This is a genomic window from Ruegeria sp. BC1 (assembly GCF_056539305.1).
Genome location: NZ_JBQFUT010000016.1, coordinates 22,228 through 43,671 on the forward strand (window position 1 = coordinate 22,228; position 21,444 = coordinate 43,671).

Annotated in this window: 17 protein-coding genes; 3 read left to right on the forward strand and 14 right to left on the reverse strand. The window is 51.8% G+C overall.

All coding sequences use genetic code 11. The features are described 5' to 3' along the window. Positions 1-2 precede the first annotated feature (2 nt). Positions 3-1,100 (reverse strand): ABC transporter permease, encoded by a 1,098-nt coding sequence (locus tag ACR0IY_RS21470; RefSeq protein ID WP_480676994.1) that lies wholly within the window; start codon positions 1,098-1,100, stop codon positions 3-5. After that, positions 1,087-2,628, reverse strand: a complete 1,542-nt coding sequence (locus ACR0IY_RS21475) for a sugar ABC transporter ATP-binding protein (RefSeq protein ID WP_480676996.1) — start codon at positions 2,626-2,628, stop codon at positions 1,087-1,089. The genes ACR0IY_RS21470 and ACR0IY_RS21475 overlap by 14 nt, the downstream gene beginning before the upstream one ends. A 185-nt stretch (positions 2,629-2,813) precedes the next feature. Between ACR0IY_RS21475 and ACR0IY_RS21480 the strand changes: the two genes are divergently transcribed. From ACR0IY_RS21480 to ACR0IY_RS21490, 3 genes are all read left to right on the forward strand, one after another. Next, a complete protein-coding gene (locus tag ACR0IY_RS21480) occupies positions 2,814-3,602 on the forward strand; it encodes a helix-turn-helix transcriptional regulator (protein WP_480676998.1) in 789 nt (262 codons plus the stop codon). Between the two features lie 393 nt (positions 3,603-3,995). Then, positions 3,996-4,490, forward strand: a complete 495-nt coding sequence (locus ACR0IY_RS21485; RefSeq protein ID WP_480677000.1) for a YbhB/YbcL family Raf kinase inhibitor-like protein — start codon at positions 3,996-3,998, stop codon at positions 4,488-4,490. 21 nt (positions 4,491-4,511) lie between these two features. After that, the gene (locus tag ACR0IY_RS21490; protein WP_480677002.1) at positions 4,512-5,225 is read left to right on the forward strand and encodes a cytochrome b561 domain-containing protein; all 714 of its coding nucleotides are present in this window, start codon (positions 4,512-4,514) and stop codon (positions 5,223-5,225) included. A gap of 76 nt (positions 5,226-5,301) precedes the next feature. Here ACR0IY_RS21490 and ACR0IY_RS21495 read toward each other — a convergent pair whose 3' ends face one another. From ACR0IY_RS21495 to ACR0IY_RS21550, 12 genes are all read right to left on the reverse strand, one after another. Beyond that, positions 5,302-8,295 carry an FAD-binding and (Fe-S)-binding domain-containing protein gene (locus tag ACR0IY_RS21495; RefSeq protein ID WP_480677003.1) on the reverse strand — a complete coding sequence of 998 codons (2,994 nt, stop codon included), beginning with the start codon at positions 8,293-8,295 and terminating at the stop codon, positions 5,302-5,304. Further along, on the reverse strand, positions 8,252-9,505 hold the full coding sequence (locus tag ACR0IY_RS21500; protein ID WP_480677005.1) for an LVIVD repeat-containing protein: 1,254 nt from the start codon (positions 9,503-9,505) through the stop codon (positions 8,252-8,254). Before ACR0IY_RS21500 ends, ACR0IY_RS21495 begins: the two co-directional genes overlap by 44 nt. A gap of 171 nt (positions 9,506-9,676) precedes the next feature. Then, complete coding sequence (locus tag ACR0IY_RS21505) at positions 9,677-10,588, reverse strand: DMT family transporter (protein ID WP_480677007.1); 912 nt, start codon at positions 10,586-10,588, stop codon at positions 9,677-9,679. A gap of 104 nt (positions 10,589-10,692) precedes the next feature. Further along, positions 10,693-11,364, reverse strand: a complete 672-nt coding sequence (locus ACR0IY_RS21510; protein ID WP_480677009.1) for an SDR family oxidoreductase — start codon at positions 11,362-11,364, stop codon at positions 10,693-10,695. A 535-nt stretch (positions 11,365-11,899) separates the two neighbouring features. Next, positions 11,900-12,829, reverse strand: a complete 930-nt coding sequence (locus ACR0IY_RS21515; protein ID WP_480677011.1) for an alpha/beta fold hydrolase — start codon at positions 12,827-12,829, stop codon at positions 11,900-11,902. 24 nt (positions 12,830-12,853) lie between these two features. Further along, positions 12,854-14,740, reverse strand: coding sequence for an acyl CoA:acetate/3-ketoacid CoA transferase (locus tag ACR0IY_RS21520; RefSeq protein ID WP_480677013.1), 1,887 nt, complete (start codon positions 14,738-14,740; stop codon positions 12,854-12,856). A 3-nt stretch (positions 14,741-14,743) separates the two neighbouring features. Further along, entirely contained in the window at positions 14,744-15,847 is a 1,104-nt protein-coding gene (gene phaC, locus ACR0IY_RS21525) for a class III poly(R)-hydroxyalkanoic acid synthase subunit PhaC (protein WP_480677015.1), read from the reverse strand. Then, positions 15,844-16,677, reverse strand: coding sequence for a poly(R)-hydroxyalkanoic acid synthase subunit PhaE (locus ACR0IY_RS21530; RefSeq protein WP_480677017.1), 834 nt, complete (start codon positions 16,675-16,677; stop codon positions 15,844-15,846). The genes phaC and ACR0IY_RS21530 overlap by 4 nt, the downstream gene beginning before the upstream one ends. Before the next feature lie 8 nt (positions 16,678-16,685). Further along, a complete protein-coding gene (locus ACR0IY_RS21535) occupies positions 16,686-17,840 on the reverse strand; it encodes an iron-containing alcohol dehydrogenase (protein WP_480677019.1) in 1,155 nt (384 codons plus the stop codon). A 14-nt stretch (positions 17,841-17,854) separates the two neighbouring features. Further along, positions 17,855-19,489 (reverse strand): acetolactate synthase large subunit, encoded by a 1,635-nt coding sequence (locus tag ACR0IY_RS21540; RefSeq protein WP_480677021.1) that lies wholly within the window; start codon positions 19,487-19,489, stop codon positions 17,855-17,857. 50 nt (positions 19,490-19,539) lie between these two features. Beyond that, positions 19,540-20,919, reverse strand: coding sequence for an aldehyde dehydrogenase family protein (locus tag ACR0IY_RS21545; protein ID WP_480677023.1), 1,380 nt, complete (start codon positions 20,917-20,919; stop codon positions 19,540-19,542). A gap of 94 nt (positions 20,920-21,013) precedes the next feature. Further along, positions 21,014-21,391: a cupin domain-containing protein gene (locus ACR0IY_RS21550; protein WP_480677025.1), complete on the reverse strand. Its 378-nt coding sequence runs from the start codon at positions 21,389-21,391 to the stop codon at positions 21,014-21,016. Between the last annotated feature and the right edge of the window lie 53 nt (positions 21,392-21,444).

Genomic DNA, 21,444 nt, shown 5'->3' on the forward strand with positions numbered 1-21,444 from the left:
ACTTATGCTTGTGAAACTTTGTCGTCCGGAGACTCCTCGTCTCCTTCGTCGCTCTTTGCTTGCGCGACAGGCACGCGTGCGTGACGAACCGAGCTGCGTTTTCGTTGCGCATATCCTGCTATGCCGATGGCAATCAGAAGCGTGGTCCCGTTGAAAAGCGGTTCGACAAAAAAAGCGCCGCCAAGCTGTTGAATACCTGAGATCCCAACGGCCAGAATGATGACGCCAACCATCGTTCCCCATACATTCACGCGTCCCGGTTTGATTGTTGTGGAACCCAAAAAGGCGCCGACCAAGGCTGGCAGAAGAAATTCGAGCCCAACGCTTGCTTGTCCAATGCGAAGCTTCGCGGCAAGAACCACACCTGCAATTGCCCCGATCAATCCGGATGCAATGAAAGCCCCGATAACGTAGCGTCTAGTACGGATACCGTTTAGTTCTGCCGCGCGCGAATTCGCTCCAATGGCGTACAGGTTCCGACCAATTGGCAGGTATTCTGAGATGATCCACAATATGACAGCGATTGCGAGAACATAAAATGCGGCAACAGGCAGGCCAAATATGGTGTGTGCGTATATTCCGGTAAAGGCTTCGGGAAGTGCGCCAATGACTTGTCGGCCTCCTGTGTGCCACAAAGCTAGAGCGTAAATGATTGTGCCGGTTCCAAGTGTAGCGATGAAGCTGTCAATCCGTGCGACTTCAACTAACAGACCGTTGAGCAAGCCAAGTGTGCAGCCACCGAGCAAAACGATGACGACTGCTATCGTCCAATCAAGCCCATAAACCGTCTGCAAACTGATGGCGAGAACATGCCAAATGACGATCCCGTACCCAACTGTCAGGTCAATGCGACCAGTCATCATCGGGATCATCGCCGCCAGGGAAAGCAACGCGATTACCGACTTTTCACCCAAGATCGCCCGCAAATTTAGATATGTCGGGAACGTTTTCGGGAGCAGAATTGAAAACAGAATTATCAGGGCAATTGTTAGAATTGGCAAACCATACACCGGCAACAACCGCACGATTTTCTGGGATGTGGACAAACCGCGCAATTGCGACGTAGTTGGCTCTAGCGCATTTGATTCAAGCGATTGCATGTTGGGTCTCCTTACGCCCGGCTTCGAGCGAAGCGGCGTTCAATAGTGAAGTGATCGAGAGGTCGCTTTGGGGAATTTCAGCGACCACCTGGCCATCATGAAAGACGCAGGCGCGATGACTTAATGCCGCCACTTCCTCGAAATCGGTTGAGATAAGCAGAACGGCGAGCCCATCACCCAAGGCTTTGGCCAAAAGTGCGTAAATGTCCGCCTTTGATCCGACATCCACCCCGGCCGTTGGATCTTCAAGCACAAGGATTGAGCCACCAACGCTCATCCATCTCGCCATTACGACTTTCTGCTGGTTTCCACCTGATAAAGTTTCGATCGGCGCCGCTGGATCATTCGGGCGGATATCGAATGTCTCTCCGATCTTGCGAGCCTCTTCGGCCTCGCTGGAAGGCGACTTGAACGAAAACGGTCCTCTACCTGTGAGCGCGGGATTGATAAACAAGTTCTCCTGAATCGTCAGGCCCCGCGCGACAGACTCTGCGTTCCTGTCACCAGCAACCATGCAGATTCCCTGGCCGATAGATTCCTCTGGGTGACTCGTCTTCAAATGCGAGCCATTTTCCAGAACTACAGACCCGCTGGTAATTTGGCTGCGACCGAAGAGAGCATGCCCTACGGCGTCTTGCCCAGCACCTCTGAGGCCCACTAACCCAAGAACCTCGCCGCGCTTCAACTCAAAGCTAATCGGACCGACGTCCTCAGTGCACATGGCTTCCAGGCGCAGCGCAACCGGACTATTTTCGACTGCCGGTGGATGTACGAAGACTTCCTCTATTGCGCGCCCGATGATCAAATTGATAAGTCGGTCACCATCGAGCTTCCCGATTGGCTCATCACCAACAAGGTAGCCATCCCGCAATACGACAGCGCGATCTCCGATTGCAAAAACCTCATCGAGCCGGTGAGAGACATAGATCATCGCAACACCGGTTTCCCGGAGACGGCATAACACTTCATGAAGCATTTCAACGTCAGATTGCGGTAAGCTAGCCGTCGGCTCATCCAACACCAAAAGCTTAGCGTTGCGAGCCAGCGCCCGTGCGATGGCAACCAGTGACTTTTCCGTCCTTGTCAGCTCTTGGACTCGCGCATCTGGATCAATTGTGTCAGTCACCGCGGCCAATGCCTGCGCCGCCTCTGATCGCATTTTTTTCCAATCGATGAGCCCAAAGCGACGCGGAAACGAGCCTTGCATTAGGCCGATATTCTCAGCGACCGTCATCCATTCAATCAGCCCTAAATCCTGATGAATAAAAGCGATGCCTGGATGGGCTTCTCTGGGGTCAAACTCTGCGCCTTCAAACGCGAACTTGCCTGCGTCAGCCGTGTATACTCCGGCCAGCATTTTAATGAGTGTCGATTTCCCCGCTCCATTTTCGCCCAACAGAGCGACAATTTCACCTTTCGACACTGAAAAACTCACGTCTGTAACAGCTTTGGTACCCCCAAATCGCTTACTGACCGACGTGATTGATAGAACAGGCGACCGCGCGCCTTTTCCATGAGTGGTTGTCATATTTCTTTTCCTCCCATCGTCGATCCAGATGTCCCAAATTCAACGATTTTAAGATATTTCACGATTTCGGACTTGTCCTGCAACCGAATATCGGACAAATATACTACATTTTCGGCCACTACGATCACGGTTGCAGTGGTTATGACACAACGCTCACTAGCCGACGCCCCAATAGGAACGAACACATGCAAGAACCATTCCGAGTCGAGGACCTCGCGAACAGCCACGCGACGCAGTTCAAAATCGAAAGACATAATTTTTCGTCTCAAGCCGAACCTTGCGGCCAGCTTATTCTGTGCCAAGCTGGCGAAGTCGAACTGTACGGCCACAACGGAGAGTGGATTATCCCATCCGGGTATATGGTTTTTGTACCATCGGACCGAATGTTCAGAATTCGGGTGCGGATTCCGACCTCAGGAATGACAATAAAATTCTGTCGTAATGAGGTGAGCTGGGACCACAACGGATGTTGGGTTGGACCAATTCAAGAAATGGCCAGCTACCTTTCAAATTACTCTTTGAAATGGAGCCGTGAAGAAGACAGAAAGCGCCGCAAGGCAAAAGCGTTTTTTGTCACCTTGGGAGAAATGGTGCCTGGTTGGTTTCAACACGAGCGCATTATGTGGACACCATATGCAGAAAATTCTTCGGTGCAAAAGGTGATTGACTTTGCGCGCCAAAAAGGGCCGAGCATTTCGCTTCCAGAAGTCGCTGCGCATGTTGGGATGTCAGAACGAAATCTTAGACGACACATGAAGTCAGAGCTCGGCCAGAGTTGGCGCGAGTTCATTCGTGAGATACGCATGAACAAAGCGATGGAATTGCTCCGAAAGGAACGGAAGTCTGTAACGGAAACAGCATTTGAAGTCGGGTTCTCCAGTAGTTCCGCCTTCTCCAATGCATTTTTGGAATACGTAGGAAAAACACCTTCCGCATTTGTCAAAAACATCAAAGAGCGGGAGGTTCAACACTAAAGACACAATCACAAGCGACGCGAACTAAGACCGACATACGCCGATTTGAAAGCACGAAGATCAGATTTTCTAGTCACTTTTCTTACTTATAAATCATATACTTACCATACATCTTTTCTCCTGGGATTCGATTCACTCAGCCCAAACTCCGGGTTATTGGACAAAAAACCTGTTATTGATCAGACACTGTCCGATAGCCGAAATTTATTGGCCGAATTCAGCATGCAGCATCTGACCGAAAATGGCAGAATTTGGCAATGCGTGCTATTTTGGGCCAGATACCATCAAGCTGTTTTCTACACTTTTAACCGCGCTTGCCTTCTGCCGTAATCGCAGAGCCCTTCCAGTTGGCCATCGAGATGGCGCGTGACACATGAAACGGAGGAGAATTAAGTGATCGACACTCAAACATTCACATTATCCAGTCCAGGCATGGCGGAATATGCGAATATCTCCGCGGCTCAATATCTAAACAGTTTTGGATGTTCCGGACAGAACGAACGTCCAAATCTAACTTGGAGCAATGCACCGAAGGGCACCAAGAGTTACGCCCTCACTCTCTATGACCAGGATGCTCCTACTGGCAGTGGTTTCTGGCACTGGGTTCTGTTCGATGTTCCGGCCACCCTATCGGGGATTGCAGCCGGACCAAAACCGATCGGTTCAGAGGAGGCGAACACCGATTTTGGAGAACCAGGGTACTTTGGCCCCTGCCCCCCAGTTGGACGCAAACACCGATACACATTCTATGTGCATGCATTGGACGTTGAGAAACTGGAGGTGCCTGAGAACGCTACAGGCGCGCTCGCCGGATTCTTTATCCATCAACACACACTGGCGAAGGCTAGCTTCACGGTCATTGCCGGTCCCCGCACAGCAGACACCTGAAACTCACCGAGGGAGGAAAGCATGACCAATGAGCACCAAATACCTAAAGAGGTCTACCTTGAGTTCTTAGGTAGAACGGTCGAGATTCACTGGAACTATCATGCGATACTCATGACCGGTATCTGGCTTGTTCTGGTGCCAATATGCATTATGTCGTTGCGCTATTATAAACCCAAACCCACAAAAATAGGTATTACGGCCTATCGCACGATATGGCGACCGGAGTGGATTTGGTTTCACATTCATCAATACGGACTGAACATCGCAATCCTCATGTCATTGGCGGGGATGGGGGTTGCTCTTGTAGTTAGTCAGGGGTTCTCTGGAACGGTTCACTCATACTTCGGGTTGGCCACCATTGCGCTTGGAATACTACAAGGAGTCTCGGCGTTTTTCCGCGGCAGCCATGGTGGCCGATATTATGAAATTGCCGACCCTGCTGATCCAAAAACCTGGGAAGGGGATCATTTCAGCATGACGCGTCGCCGCCGTCGTATGGAGACTTACCACAAAACGACAGGCTTCCTAACGCTAGTTTGCGCTGCTGGCGCGGTAGGCTCTGGATTATCTCAATACCCAATGCCGGCCCTGGCCATTTTTATTGTGGCCTCCAGTTTAGGTTTGTCTCTGGTGTGCCTGTATCGAGAGCATCGTGGCAAGAGATACGACACTTATCGCGCGGTCTTTGGGAACGATCCTGATCATCCTTACAACAAAGAACGCGAAGGCCTCTAGCCCAAGCCATCGCCGGAGCCTACGAAGGTAGGTACGGAAAGATGTACATCGGTTTCGCGCTAGGCGGGCTAGATTGCTACCACGCTCGAAGAATCGCTTCTGCTGGGTGCAGCGCGGTAACCTTAGACAAACGTTTGATTTGCGAACGGCAAGAGTAGCCGGTCGCAATCAAGTCTGTGTGATCTTCCGCCTCAACAATTCTTCGCCAATTCTGATCGTAGAGCATCTTAGAAATTTCTTGATGTTCCGTCTCATGGCCGAACAGGCCGGACATGCCGCAACATCCTGCATTGACGACTTTCAATTTGATCCCAAATTTCTCAAAGATTTGCATCCATTGCGCTGATGCTTCTGGGATGAGAGCCCGCTCGGTGCAGTGCTGAATCACGGCGAAGCTTTGAAGTCCGGATAGCCGTGGAAGCTTCACCTCAGATAGCCATTCACTCAAGACTTTCACCCGGAACTCCGGGCAGTCTGCTAGAGTGTCAGGATATTCATGTCGGTACATCAACGTTGTTGCTGAATCCACGCCAACCAAGGTAAAGCCTGCATGATCAAGTTGCGCAAGATCACGCGCCTGCCGGGTGGCAACGGACTTAAAGCGCCTGCGCATGCCCCTTACGTGCAGCGGCTTTCCGCCCTCCCGATAGCGCAGCACTATCGGGCGGAAACCGAGCCTTTTTATAAGCTGGATTTGGGCAAGTACAACATCGCTATCGTAGAAACTTGTGAAACAATCCTGGACCAAGACAACCGTGTTGCTGGGGGTCCTGGGCTGCATCGCCAATATCTTTCCCGCGGCAAGTATTGGAACCTCAAGCTTGTTGAGCGCCCTTTTAAACTCTCGTCGGCTCGTAAGTTTTGGTATGTCTACCAGACCGACCCGATCTGCCATAAGCTTCTTGACGATCTTCGTTGACTGCACCCAGTTTGCGATTCCGCCAAAATGATCCAGAACAGGAGCCAACCGTTCAAGATTGGCCACCATTATATCGGATATCGGCCTGGGTTGTGATCGGTGATACCATTCCAAGAACTGTGATTTCATTTCTGGGATATCAACATTCGCCGGACAGCCTGCGCCTGCGCAAGTTTTGCATGCAAGGCACGTACCCAGAACCTCATGTAGGGCCTCAGCCATATTGGACACTTGTGACTCTTGCTCCTGAGACAGACTGCGCGCCCATTCTCGAAGCATTCCTGCACGCCCCTTCGGGGACAACCGTCTGTCCCCTGTCGCCTTGTAAGACGGGCAGAATGCTTGCTTTTCATCCTGATTAAAGCAGGCCCCATTGCCATCACATCGCAGCATGTTTGAAAAGGATTGTGCGACGTCCGGTGAAATCTGCTGATCAAATTCGCCACGCATGGTGACGCCATCCAAAGCAAGAAGCTGCGAGGAGCCACCATCTGGATGGGCAATTTTTCCCGGGTTCATCCGGTTGAGAGGATCGAATGCCGCCTTGATCTGTTGCATAACCTTATAGAGCGAGGCCCCGATAACCTGTTCTGAGTATTCTCCGCGCAAACCCTTGCCGTGTTCACCCCACAAAAGGCCACCATATTTGCGTGTGAGGTCAAACACCGCATCCGAGATTTCACGGATTTGCCGCCGCTCGTCCTCGGAATTCAGGTTCATCAGCGGTCGAATGTGGACGCAGCCAACATCGGCGTGGCCATACATACCCAGCGGAATATTTTTTGCTGACAGCACTTCTTCCAGTTCGCCAACGAAATCGGCCAGATGTTCTGGTGGAACCGCACAATCTTCAATAAAGGCGACAGCACGTTTGTTGCGATCAAAACCAGCGAGCAAACCCTGACAGGCGCGGCGGATCTCCCAGACACGAGCGATCTGATCCGGGTCCCGCAACACCTTGACGCCGATTGGGCGCAGGCCTGCATCGGGCAAGGTTTCGAAATGTGCCAGAAATTCCTGCAGACGGCAATCCAGAGTATCGCCATCATCATCCGACATTTCAAAGAAATGGGCCGCCAGCGCCTCACCATCCCCTTCAATTCCCAGAACATCCCGCACATCATTCGCGAAGGGTGAACGCAATGCAGCGCCCAAAATCTTGTCGTCGATGAACTCGATCGCGTGAGGACGAGCCTCAAGTAGACCCGGAACAGCGCGCAGTCCCGCTTCATGGCTGGGATAGACCAGAACGGTAAGCACCGTGTGGGCCGGAATTGGTTCTGCCTTAAGAGTGATCGATTTGATGAATCCAAGCGTTCCTTCGGACCCTGCCACCAATTTCGCAAGGTTCAGGCTTCCGTCCACATTCCGCGCTTCTTTCAGATTGTAGCCGGTAAACCCGCGCTTCATGTCAGGAAAGCGCTTCTGAATTTCCTTAACATGAGGTGCCAGAATGGCATCCACCCGTCGGGCCAGCTCTCCTGTTGTGCCTTCGAGGGTTGGCAAACCCGCCTCTGCCACCTCCCCTATCTCAACACATTCTCCGTTGGGCAGAACAAATTCTATCGAATGAACATGGTCAGAAGTCTTGCCATATACGACTGATCCTTTCCCGGAACTGTCGTTTGACGTCATTCCTCCAAGGGTCGCGCGACTCGTGGTTGAGACATGTGGCGCAAAAAAGCGGCCATGCGGTTTCAGGAAATCAATCAGTTTGTCGCGCACCAGACCCGGCTCGACACGCACCAAACCCTTGGCTTGGTCAAAACTCAGGACGTTTTGCATGAAACGCGATGTGTCCACGATGACGCCTGTTCCCAGCGATTGTCCGTTTGTCGATGTTCCGCCACCCCGCGGATAAAATCTCAGAGAAGAAAACGCTTCCTCCTGAGCGACCTGCACAAGCAGATCGATATCAGAACCGCAGCGGGGATAAACCACCGCTTGCGGAATGATCTGGTAGATCGAATTGTCGGTCGAGCAAGCAATTCGGCTTGCTGTATCCGACGCCAGCTCTCCGGAGAATCCGTGACTTTTTAAACTGTCAAAATAGGAAGTGACGGTCAGGCTGACATCTGGCATTCCTTGAGGTGGCAGGTCTTTCATGTCAGCCTTCGTACTCAAGAATGTAGAGCCCGCCATTGTAGTCATTAGCGTAGATCAATCCTTGCTTGTCGACATAGACATCACAATTCTGAATGACCAAGGGACGGTTTGGCCGGTGATCAACCAGCTTTTTGGGCGCTGGCGGCACAAACGCTGCAACCTCTTTGGGGCGGTATTCATCAGAAATGTCGGTAACGCGAATACCCGCGTTCTGCATGGTTGAAAAAATCAGCTGATCACTGACAAGACCGTCGGGTCGGTTTTCATAGATATTGTGCGGGCCGAAATGCCCCCCCTTCTTACAATAGTCGGCTTCAGACGGGACAGGGAAAGTCGAAATGCTGACGGGATTGGATGGAACACGGTTATCAAACATCCAGATGTGTTTGATACCATCCTCACAATTATCAAGAACAGACTCATCTACGACGACGAGCAGGTCCCGATCGGGCAAGGGCAAGCAATTATGGGTCCCTCCACCAAACGGCGGCGACCAATTGCGATGCACAATCAGCTCTGGATTGGTCCGGTCACTAACATCCATTACAACCATGCCGGCATCGCGCCACGCGCCATAAGCGATATCACCGTCTACAATGGCGTGGTGCAATCCACCGCGGGCATTCTCATCTGCAGGTTCTTCTCCTGCCGCCGCATTCATTCCCGGCAACCAAAAGCGCCCGGCCTCTTTTGGATTAGATGGATCACTCATATCGATGGTCATGAATATGTAGTCTGTGAATCCATCGAGCAGTACCGATGCGTATGCCCATCGACCACCAGCGTACCAAAGCCGGTGAATACCACCGCCTTCTACAGAAAAGAAACCAATTTGACGTGGATTTGCTGGGTCTTTGATATCGTAAACGGACATCCCCGCGGTCCAGTCGCGTTCACGGTTCATATCCGCAGTGCCGACTTTCCGACCAAGCGCGCCCTTATAATATTCGCTCTCATCCTGAAACTCAGCCGATGCAAACATGTCTTTCGCATTTATAACCAGCAAGAGATCTTCGTAAGTTTGCAGATGAAGGTGCCAAGTATTTTTCGGGGCGGCGATATAGTTCACCGGCTTAGGGTTCCGAGGATCGCGTACGTCTATGACACTGAAGCCTTTTGAAAACATGTGCCCTGTGAAGGCAAAGCCCTTGTTGATCATCAATTGAACGCCATCCGGACGACCACCCTGATCACAATGACCAATGAGTTTCATGTTTTTTGCAAAGTCGGGTGTAGGTAGGTCCGAGGCGGCCATCTTCGCATTCCTTTCAATGGTAAACTACGCTTGTTGGATTCACGCGTTGTTCCAAGAATGGACGTAAATCATGTGGCCTGCATTCTGTAAGAGGACACAAAACCTCGATATTCGGCCAGCACCTGCAATTCTTGTGAGGTCGATCAGTGCGCGGTTTACGCAGTTTGTGAGCTAGCCTTTGGCACTACGCCTGACTGTCTCAAATGATCCCGCAACCAAAGCGGCTAAAATGACAGCGCCGCCGAAAGCGATCCAGACAGTAATCGCTTCCTTAAGGATAAATGCCGAGCTCAGGAAACCGATGAGTGGGGCAGCCGTGCTGACCAGCGAAACTCGTGCGACAGGAAGGGAACGACCTGCGACGATCATTAGCCCAAACCCGAGCCCAGTCGCAAAGGGACCCACAAATAGCAAGATGAGCAAGCCCGGCGGCGATAATGCTTCTGGTGCTAGTGATCCATCCATGAACCAAGCCAGCGGTAATGTAACAAGGCCTGCAAGCAAGAATTGCCAAAAAACTGCATCCGGAACATCGCCAGACCACCTATGTGTTGCAATCAGTCGCATCGAGAGCGACCAGAAAACTGACGCTAGAAGAACCATGAATAGGGGAACAACCGGCATCGCCTGGCTGGAGCTGAAGACCACGATGGCACACCCAAATGCAGATGCAACGGTAATGGCGAGACGATGTTTTTCGATTCTGGCTCGAAAGACCAATAGATCCAACAGGACAAGCCAAAGGGGCGTCGCGTAGATAAGTATGCTCGCAGTTCCAGCGGGAATCCATTTTAGCGACAGCGTCACAAGCCCCATCTGAGTGACAAATTGCATTAGTGCGACGCCAATAATCACCCGCAGGTCCAAACTGTTAAAAACGGGCAAACGCCTTTTGAGCACAACGACCAGTAGAGCAACAACAGGTGCACTGAGGCAAAACCGGAGAGACACCATCCAAAATGGGCTAAAGTAGGCTAGGCCTAGTTTCATAAAGGGCCAGTTAACACCTAACATCACAACAGAAACAACAAGAGCGACATATGCTCCTGTGTTTTTTGGCACGTCATATTTGTTATCTGCCATCGTAAGAAATCTGACTCTTGGGCCGCTTAAACTCAGTTCTATAAAAAAGGTCGGCAACCTTGGGTCGCCGACCTACGCAATCAGGTTTTTGTAAATGTTAGCTATCAAGCGATAAGCGCGCCGCCTTCGACATCAACCGTTGCGCCGGTCATAGACGGGGAATCGATCGCAAAAAGATAGGCGGGAGCGAGGTCTTCAGCTCGGGCGACGCGTCCGGCCGGAAGAGTGTTGGCAGCGTTCTGGAACATTGATGAACGCGCTGTTGACTCCATTCCGGCGTAGGCTTCCGTATCGGTCAATCCCGGGCTCACGACATTGACGCGAAGCGGAGCCAACTCTCGTGCGAGCAGCCTAGTTGAGGCTTCCAGAGCAGCATTCATTGCGGTCTTGGTGAACGTCCCGGGAACTGTGCGACGTGCTAAAAACCCCGAGGTCAAAGTAATTGAACCTCCGGCTCGCATATATTTTGAGGCAATCTGTGCTGTCTCAATGGAACCCCAGAACTTTGTTTCAAAGGCTTGTCGGGCGGCTTTGAGATCGAGATCTGAAATCTCTCCTCCAGGGGCCTGTGATCCCGCTGTAATGACGAGGTGATCCAGATCGATCTGTTCTTCGAAAAATCGAGCTATAGAGGTTCTCTCAGAGATATCCAAGCCGGTAGAACGACTTGCTGCGACTACGGCACCAGGACGCCTCGACAGAGCTTCGCAAACGGCGCGTCCAATACCTGACGTCCCTCCTATCACGATCGATTTGGTGGTCTCGGTAAAGCTCATTTTTTTTGCTCCTCATGATTTGCATTCGCGGAAAACTGTTTCGACTAGGAGATCTTCCGGTGTCTTAAAAAACAGCCGTCTTTCGCTGAGTTCAGGAAGCTCCATAGGGCTGTAGGGAATGCCTAGGTTCTCCAATCTGGCTCGAAACTTATGGTAACCTTTCAGGCGAAAAGCGACGTGGTCCCAAGCCTCAGATTGAGGGTTCTGACCCGGTCGATTTGTGGCAATCAAATGCAAAATCGGTTTGTCTCCGGCGTAAAGCCAAAACCCAGGGATATGTTGGATCGCTTTAGGCCGCGACCCTACCTGCAACTCGTCAAAGACCGAGAGAAAAAACGACTTTACGGCCGCTGGATCCTTTGTTCTGATTGTGACGTGGTCTAGCTGCATAGGCGGTCCTTTCGCTCGGCGGAGCGTAAGCAATGGCACCAGCCAAACAATCTGGAAGCATCGAATTGTCAGTTTGAGTTTTCTGAAAGATGGATGCGCGAACTGGCGAACGAGATGTAACTGTCAAAACCTCTGTTGATCAGGATTATGTCTTGCGCATCCCGGAGTCTGTCTCGGCAAGCCAACTCTGAATGGGTTCGATTTGTTCGGTGGCGTTCAAGGTTGGCGTATGCCCAACATCCGGAAACTCGATGGAAGTTGCGTTTGGTAGTCGGCGGAGCATCTTGTCCAGCAAGCTTTCGGGCAAGAAATCGGAGTCCATCCCCCGCAGCACCAGAACAGGACATTTGATCCTGTCCCAGAATTTCCAAAGATTGAAATGCATGAACATAAAATAGTTGCGGAAGTTCTGCATAATGTCTGGGTCATGATGCATATGGTAGCCTTCGGACGTTTCAAAACAGCTGGTTTGCGCCATTTGCGCCCAATCGGTGTCGGTCATCGGCCCGAATGGGCTAAGCGTTTGCCGAAGGTGGTTCTCAACCTCCTTCAAACTATCGAATTGGTTCGTCTGCCCCGCATAGCATGTGATCCGACGAAGTGCCGAGAACGGAATATCCGGCCCAATATCGTTAATGATAAGGCGCTGAATTGGTGAGTTTTCGAGACCCGCCAATGCAATGCCGATTAGACCCCCAAGGGATGTTCCGATCCAGTCGTAGCGTGAGAGACCCGCTTTGGCGGCCACCACGGTCATGTCCATGTTGTACTGCAGGAGATTGTAATCCGATGGGTCGGTCAGCCAATCACTATCACCGCGACCAGCCAGGTCAGCACAAATAACTCTTCGCGTTGATGAAAGACGTGAGGCGAGCACATCGAAATCACGACTGTTTCGCGTCAAACCGTGAACGCATATTACATCACTGGTTGGTTCAAGGCATGGGTACTCACGGTAGGCCAGTGTGTGAAATCCATGCCGACTGATACATCTTGCATGGTTCAATATAACACTTCGGCCCTGTGCCTCAGATGATGAGACTTGGTCATTTGACTTTAAAGCGCGTAAGGTCACTGACTTTCTCCCCAGAAGCTTTCGTTAGGATCGTAGTTCGCGTTTGGCAAGTTCCACGCCAAACTTGAGCCTTTGAAACGGGCTCTTAGTAATCCTGGTCGCTTTTCTAAACACCTTCTCGTCGAGCTCACTGGTCAAACGAAGATACTCATCAATCAGGTCTGAATGGACGTCAAATCCGTCATACCAAACTGTGCAATCAATCGACCCCTCTCGCCCTTTGCACCGATCTCGGACATGCTCCTCCAGTTGGAACAGCTCTTCTTTCCTACTCAGAAAGAAGCCGCGCAGATTGATCTCCAACTGTCCAGTATGCTCATTTAGTTGAACACGTGTGTCCACGGATGCTCCAAATAGTTCTTCGCGAAGACCCATTTGATCCTGACGAAAAATTCGCTCATCCATAAGTTTCGGCTCACGAATGATGGGTATAAAATCCATAAGCGCCAAAATGTCGTTCTTTAGGTCAATGCCTGGCGCGATTTCGACCAGCACCAGACCCTCCGCCGAAGCTTGGAAAACGCATCTTTCAGTAACATAGAGCACGGGTTGTCCCCGCTCGGCGGCTAACTCTCCGGAGAAGGTGATTTGCTCAACATATGGGACGAACTTTCTTACAACCCCGTCGCGAACAATCTTGATCTTGCCATCACCAATCTCGGTTTTGAGCCCCCCCGCAGTGAACGTGCCTGCAAGAACTAGGCGGCCAGCGTTCTGGCTAATGTTAATAAAACCACCCGCCCCGGCAAATTTCGGACCAAACTTCGAGACGTTCACGTTGCCGAAACGGTCTGTCTGGGCCATGCCGAGACACGCCATATCGAGACCGCCTCCATCGTAAAAATCGAACTGGGCGCTCTGAGCGACGACAGCATCGGGGTTTAGTGCGGCCCCAAAATCCAACCCTCCTTGTGGCATGCCGCCAATGACGCCGGGCTCAGCAGTGAGCGTCACGTTGTTGAGCAACCCTTCTTCCGCCGCGACAGCAGCCACGCCTTCGGGAACTCCAATGCCCAAATTGACGACGCCGTCTATCGGCAATTCGAAAGCAGCCCTACGCGCAATGACCTTGCGTTCAGTTAGTGGTTGCGAATTCACCTGATCCAATGGCAAACGCAATTCACCTGAATAGGCATGGTTATAGGGTGTGGCGTAAGTTTGCCGGTGATTTTCTGCCTTGGAGATAACCACGCAGTCAACCAGTGCTCCTGGAATCATGACACGCTTGGGTAAGAGTGTGCCGTGTATCGCCATTCGCTCAATCTGAACGATCACCGCCCCATCAGAATTATGTGCGGCCATTGCTGCGGCTGTGGCATCCAGCTTGAGGGCTTCCCGCTCCATTGTGGAATTGCCCATTGTATCAGCGGTCGTTGCTCTCAATAACGCGACATCAATTGGAAAGGCCTTGTAGTACAGCCATTCTTCCCCTTGATGATGTACCAGTTCGACAAGGTCTTGAACTGTCCGGTCGTTTATTTTCCCACCGGATTGTCGAGGGTCAACGAATGTCCGAAGACCAACCTTTGAGAACATGCCCGGCTTTCCACCAGCAATTTCCCGATAGAGCTGGCTGATGCAGCCCAACGGAAGATTGTATGCCTCTATTTCGTTTTCAACAGCCATGGCTGATAGCTTAGGTACCAACGACCAATGGCCACCGATAGCACGTTTGATGAGACCCTTATGCGCAAGGCGGTTCAATCCCCGCTCGCCACCGTCGCCCGGGGCTGCCGCAAAAACCAAAGTTAAATCTCTGGGGTGGCCTGTCTCCAAAAACCTCTCTTCGAGTGCAATCAGGAGCTCGTCTGGCGTTCCAACACCGACAAAGCCAGAAACACAGACTGTGTCGCCGTCGCGTATCACGGAAATGGCGTCTCGAGCAGGAACACTGATGCTTGGATGACCCATGCGCTACTGCCGATCCATCAGCCAATCGAAAACACCTGACCCGACAATGCCCTGGCTCTTTCTGCTGACGTAAACGCCGACATGGCCACCTGGCAACGCGAGCTCTGTATAGTCATCGGTGCCGACATGCTTGCCCAGAGCTGTTGAACATGGTGGTGGAATGATGTGATCTTGTTCGGCGAAGACATTGAGGATCGGCATATCCAAATTCTTGAGGTCAACGCGGCGTCCTGAGAGTTCGAAAGTCCCCTCCACAAGCTGATTTTCCTTATACAACTCGATAAGCCATTGCTTGGCCGCTGCACCGGGATGGTGTGGACGATCGGCGAGCCATTTTTCCATTCGCAGGAAATTCAGAAGTCGTTTTTCGTCCGACGCTGTTTCGAGAAGGTCGATATTGTACTTTGTCATGGTCCGAACGGGCGTCATCATCTGGAACACGCTCGCCATAATTTCACCAGGCAGGTTCCCGAAGACCTTGATCAGGCGATTAATATCTTCTTCCTCAAGGCTGCGGGTCCAAAGATTGATGAACCCATGGGCCTCATTTTCATCCCGTAGATCACCATGAAAATCTACGGGCGTGATGGTCAAGATGAGGTTCTTGACTTTCTCAGGATGCAAAGCGGCATAAGCGACGGAAAACGTACCACCCTCACAAATTCCAAGGATCGTCACCTGATCGGCGCCGGAGATTTCTCGAATTCTCTCTATGCAATCATTAAGGTACCAGTCTACATAATCATCCAGTGTCAGGTACTGATCGGCGCGGGTCGGATGTCCCCAATCGACCACATACAAATCCACCCCGCGACCGAGTAGATTGCGCACAAGAGACCGGTCTTCTTGCAAGTCGACCATCGTGTATCGCCCAACCAACCCATACACGATAATTACTGGACCAATTTGTACTTCAGTGTCTGGGAGCGGGTCGTAGTGGTGCAGCGTGACCTTATCTTGCTCTAGGACAAGAGTTTTTGGCGTTGCGCCGACATCCACATCATCGGCACTTACCGCGCTCAGGTTTTTCAGGCTTTTCGATATCTGGTCATTCCATTTGATCGCATCTTGGAACACGCCCAATTGAGAGTTTTTTTCGTCACTCATATCTTTTCTCCATAAGACTTGGAGGAATCTGGTTTTTTGTGGGACGGCGGAGCGGAAACTTGATCAGAAATCTGCTTGGTCAAGTCTCGAAGCGATTTCTTCAATTCGTGGACTGACTTATGAAGCTCATCGACCTCTGATCTAGTTGGAAGGGAATGCGTCTCACACCATTTCTCAACCAGTTCCTGCTCTTTGAGCCTGTAGTCCACGCCGGCACGTAACAATTGTCTTTGTGCATCGAGGTAGCGCTTGGTGCGTTGGGTTTTGGTGAGTTCTTCGTTGGCGATTTGGAGCCAGTTCTGAATGAGTTCATTCGGCGAATGCCCCAGTTTTGAAAGATCACCGCTGTGTTCCTTCAAGAAGATCTCATATGCCGCCCACCAAGCCTTCAGGACGATGTTCCGATATGTTGCGCTGGCCTCGCGAAGCGCCGCCCACTCGTTCGTCGTTTGCTCTCCAAGATCACTGAGATCTGCAGAACTAAAATGCCCGGGGCCATCGACAAGCTTTTGTATGGTGGAATTAACTTCATCTGATCCGAACAATAGAAACTGGCTCGGGTCCATTACCTTGCTGAGCGTTGTCTTAGCGATGTCATTGGTGTCTTTTTCCCAGCGAGCATTCTGAAACGCTGCCGAGATCCAATCTCGTCTAGCTGTTACGGATTTGTCCCAAAGCTGCTGGGCAATTCTCGCGCTTTCTTCACTTTCGCTCGCAGTGAGTGATTTTGATATGCTCTCCCAGAATGGTCGCTGAGCATCAATCATGGCGCTCTGGGAGCGTAACCACATATCAAGAAACGGGAAAGGTTCGGAAGGTTTGTCTGGCATGGCCGACCTCACAGCGCTTTGCTATAAATGGCGAGCGCTGCCTCGTAAGTCATCTCGCGAGGATTGTTGATCAGCAATCGCTCCTGTTTCATGGCATCCGTTGCCAACATCGGCAGATGGTTTTGGCTGACGTCCACATCGCTCAACCGGCTCGGCATGCCCAGTTCAGGACCCAGCTCCAGGAACCGTGAAATCATTGCATTGGCGCGTTCAGATTCTCCGAGCCCTGCAAGCTCTGGGAATACAATTGGTGCCAATTCGGCATATTCTGAGTGCGTGTTCGGCAAGTTGAACTCAAGCACGTGGGGCAATACCAGCGCATTTGACAGCCCATGAGGAACATGAAAATGCCCTCCTAACGGGTAGGCCAATGCGTGTACGGCAGCGACCGGAGCGTTTGCGAATGCCATCCCCGCAAGCATCGAACCGAGTAGCATATTGCCCCTGGCATCTCGATCTTCCGGGCTGAAACACGCTTTGTGTATATTGGCCCCGAGTAATTCTAACGCCTGTTTCGCCAGGCAGTCTGACACCACATTTTTGAGTCGCTTTGACGTGTAGGCTTCGATGGCATGTACCATCGCATCGATACCAGTAGCCGCTGTTACCGGTGCAGGAAGGCCAATAGTGAGTTCAGCATCCAAAACAGCAAAGTCAGGCAGGAGCTGGGGAGCGACCACCCCTTTTTTTTCATTAGAACCTGTCGTTACGATGGAAATCGTAGTGACTTCGGACCCTGTGCCGGCAGTCGTGGGTGCCAAGATCAGAGGAAGACGCTCTCCCCGGACCAGGTTTACGCCGTACATATCCGCCAAGTCTTGATCGGTGTTTGCCAAAACGGCGATTAGCTTGGCTGTGTCGAGCGAAGAACCGCCGCCTATGGAGACCACGCAGTCTATGCCTTCAGATCGGGCACGCTCGACGGCGGATTTGACCATATCCTCAGGAGGATCAGGCTGAACACCGGAAAATATCCATACATCAAGCCCAGCTTGCCGAAACCCCTCCAACGCTGGATCGGCCAACCCAAGTTTCAAAATCATTTCGTCGGTAATGAAACCAGCTTTCTTACACCCCCGGTCGGAGAGAATTTTGCCGATCTTGGCGGTGGCCCCTATCTCGGCGAGAACCGAGCGAGTAGTTTGAAAACTAAATGAAGTCATCTAAACGCCCCCTGTTAGATCGGCGAAGTCAGGTTTTGCAGCTGTTCTGTTAGCTTCATGTTCTCTCGGTAGTCGACGGGGCAGTCGATTACCGAAACCGTGCCATCGTTGAGGGCAGTTTGCAGAGTTGGAAGCAACTCTTGGGCGCTCTCAACCCGGTATCCGTTGGCGCCAAAGCTTTCGGCAAATTTCACGAAATCTGGGTTGTCGAACTCAATCTTTGTCGAGCGACCAAAATGGCGCTCTTGGTGCCATTCAATGAGACCGTATTTGCTGTCGTTGAAGATCAGGATCACCAAATCCAGCCCCAGGCGAACTGCGGTCTCGATCTCCTGATTGTTCATCATGAAGCCCGCATCGCCACAGACTGCAACAGCCTTACGATCTGGATACGCAAGTTTTGCGGCGATTGCTCCTGGAAGAGCGATCCCCATAGAAGCAAACCCGTTGGAAATAATGCAGGTGTTTGGCGCCTCGGCCTGATACATTCTGGCCATCCACATCTTATGGGCACCAACATCCGAGATTGTGATGTCGTCTGGGTCGAGCGCCTGGCGCAGATCCCAGACAATTTTCTGAGGCTTAACCGGAAACTCTGTATCGTTTGCGTGCTCTGCAATCTGCTCTTTGATGATGGCAGACAGCTTGTGAATTTTTGTGTTTGGGCGACGTCGAGATCTTGCAGCAATGCGCGACAATGAATCCTCTATCGTTCCGACGACCCCAGCCTCCAGGATATAGTGTGCGTCAACTTCGGCTGCACTTTCGTCGATATGTATGATTTTTTTGCTTTTCTCAGGGTTCCAAAGCGCGGGATGGTATTCCACCATATCGACACCCACGCAGATGATGAGATCTGCTTCATCAAACGCAAATGACACGAAATCGTGTGCTTTCAGCCCAATTGTTCCAAGACTTAAAGAATGGCTGAACGGAATAACCCCTTTCGCCATAAATGTCGTCGCCACTGGGATGTTCATCTTCTCGGCAAAGTCAACCAGGGCCTCAGACGCTCCGCCTCGGATAACCCCGTTTCCAGCCATGATTACCGGAACGTTGGCTTTACCGATTATTTCAGCGACGGAAGCACATTTTCCTACAGGCGCCGTTGGAGGCATAGGAGCTTGAACTTTCAGTGGTTGAGTGGCGTCCAAGTCGTCTCCAGCCACATTTTCCGGCAGATCGATAAACGAACATCCCGGCTTTTCTGCCTGAGCGCGTTTAAAGGCCTTGCGAACGATTTCCGGAATGATTTCCGGTGTTCGAATTTGTGTCGAGTATTTTGAAATGGGCTCGAAGAGATTCACCAAATCAAGAATCTGGTGACTTTCTTTGTGTAGGCGATCGGTCGAGCCTTGTCCGGCGATCGCGACAATGGGCGCCCGGTCCATATTAGCGTCAGCAACACCTGTAACGAGGTTTGTCGCCCCTGGACCGAGTGTCGAAAGACACACGCCGGCTCTCCCAGTCAGCCGCCCATATACATCGGCGATGAACGCGGCACCTTGCTCGTGACGGGTCGTCACGAACTCGATTGGACTATCGATCAAGGCGTCCATAACGTCGATGTTTTCTTCGCCCGGAACCCCGAAGATATAATCTACACCTTCATGCTCCAGACACTTCACGAACAGCTCTGCTGCTTTCATAGGTTCCTCCAATTATCCTTTTGTCATTCGCCGAAGGGGCAACTTCGCCCTCAAGTGCGAATGACCGTCATCTTCTCGTAGGTCATGTCTTCGAAACTGCCTTTGATGCCGCCAACACCGAGCCCAGAGGTGCCGAGGCCGGCAAATGGCATCCAATCAACTCTGAAGGCTGTGTGGTCGTTCACCATTACGGCGGACCCGGTCAATGCATCAGCTGTACGCATTGCAGTGTTTATGTTTCGAGTGAATACAGCTGCCTGAAACGAGGCATCCACGCTATTGGCGCGCTCAACGGCTTCTTCCAGAGAGCGACATCTGAACACACAAACCACGGGGCCAAACACTTCCCGCTGCGCAACATTGCTGTTGTATGGGGGGTCAACCAAAACGGTAGGTTCATATAACGTCTCAGAGAGCTTTCGGCCTCCGCAACGACAATCTGCACCTTCGGCAATTGCCTGCGAGACCCAATCGGAAACTCGATCAACTTCTACGCCTGCGATAAGGGGACCAACTTCAGTTTCAGGTTGCGTTGGATCACCCACGTTAAGTGTTTTTGCTTTGGCGACTAAGGCTTCGATAAAGTCATCCGCTTGCTCTCCGACGACGAACACCCTTTGAACAGAGACACAGACTTGGCCTGCGTGATAAAAGGCGCCCTTACAGATGCTGTCGATTGCGTCATCCTGATCGACGTCACTGTCTACGATCACTGGCGCAACTCCGCCATGCTCTAAGGCGCAACGCGTTCCTGGCGCGAGCTTGCTTCTCAAGTACCAGCCGACTTTTGCGGAGCCGATGAAGCTAAAGAAAGCGGTTCGAGGATCCCGAACCATGCGTTCCGATGTCTCTCTGTCGCACAACGCGACGAAACAACGTTCGGACGGCAATCCGGCTTCCCGCAGAATGTCGACATAGGCGAGACAGGATAATGGTGTCAGCATCGAGGGCTTAATGATTACGGGGCAGTTGGCTGCGATTGCAGGTGCAACTTGATGCGCAATCAGATTGAGCGGGTGATTAAAGGCGCTCACTGCAACCACCGGCCCGATGGGCTCTTTACGGGTAAAGGCAATCCGCCCCTCACCTGCCGGGGTAATCCCCATCGGGATTTCGTCGCCTCTTTCGGAAATCAGTAACGACGCAGCAAGTTTGGTACTGTTGGCGGCTCGCTCGACTTCGACCAGAGCGTCCACCAAAGGCTTTCCACCCTCCAGTGCAATTTGATGCGCAAGCTCCGCCTTACGAGCCAAAATTATCGAAGCTGCGTTCTCCAGTATTTCGATGCGCTTCCAGCGCGGAAGCTTTTGGTCCACCGAGCGGTGTATCTTCTGCGCTCGCGCCAGCGCGGCGTCTACCTGCGACCAGTTCAACTGCTCTATTTTGGCAATTTCTGTGCGGTCGTATGCACTGACTACGTGAGTTTCCATCTGGGAGGCGCCTAGCAAAGATTCTACTATTATCGTGAGTTGCAATGACTGCCATTGGCCTCGCTTCTCACGATCCAATGGCAGCCTGGTTTATTCAGTTCGCTTTGAACTCGACCGTCACGAAAGTGAGCTTCGTGTCGCCAATGTTCTCAAGGTCATGAACAAAGAAGTCGCCGTCCTCGAGCTCAAAGTGCCGCGTGTCACCTGCTTGGTAGTCAGTATCTCGCACGGAACCGTCATGGTAGTGAGAGCGCGATTTACCGGGCCCGGTCACGGTCCAGAAATAGGTTTCTTCATGCCGGTGGAACGGGGCACGCTCTCCAGGTTCCAGCTCGAGATGCCAGATCCGCATCGCGTCTGTCTCCGACACAACGCGAGATCCCACCTGACGATTGTTCCAATTCGCCTTGATTTCAGCACGGTACTCCTCTGTCCAATTAGAGAGATTTTTTGGATTCATGTCGTTTGGCATACGCTCCTCCTTCGTCAAATTTTGATTCTATTGATCATTCGACCACTCTATTA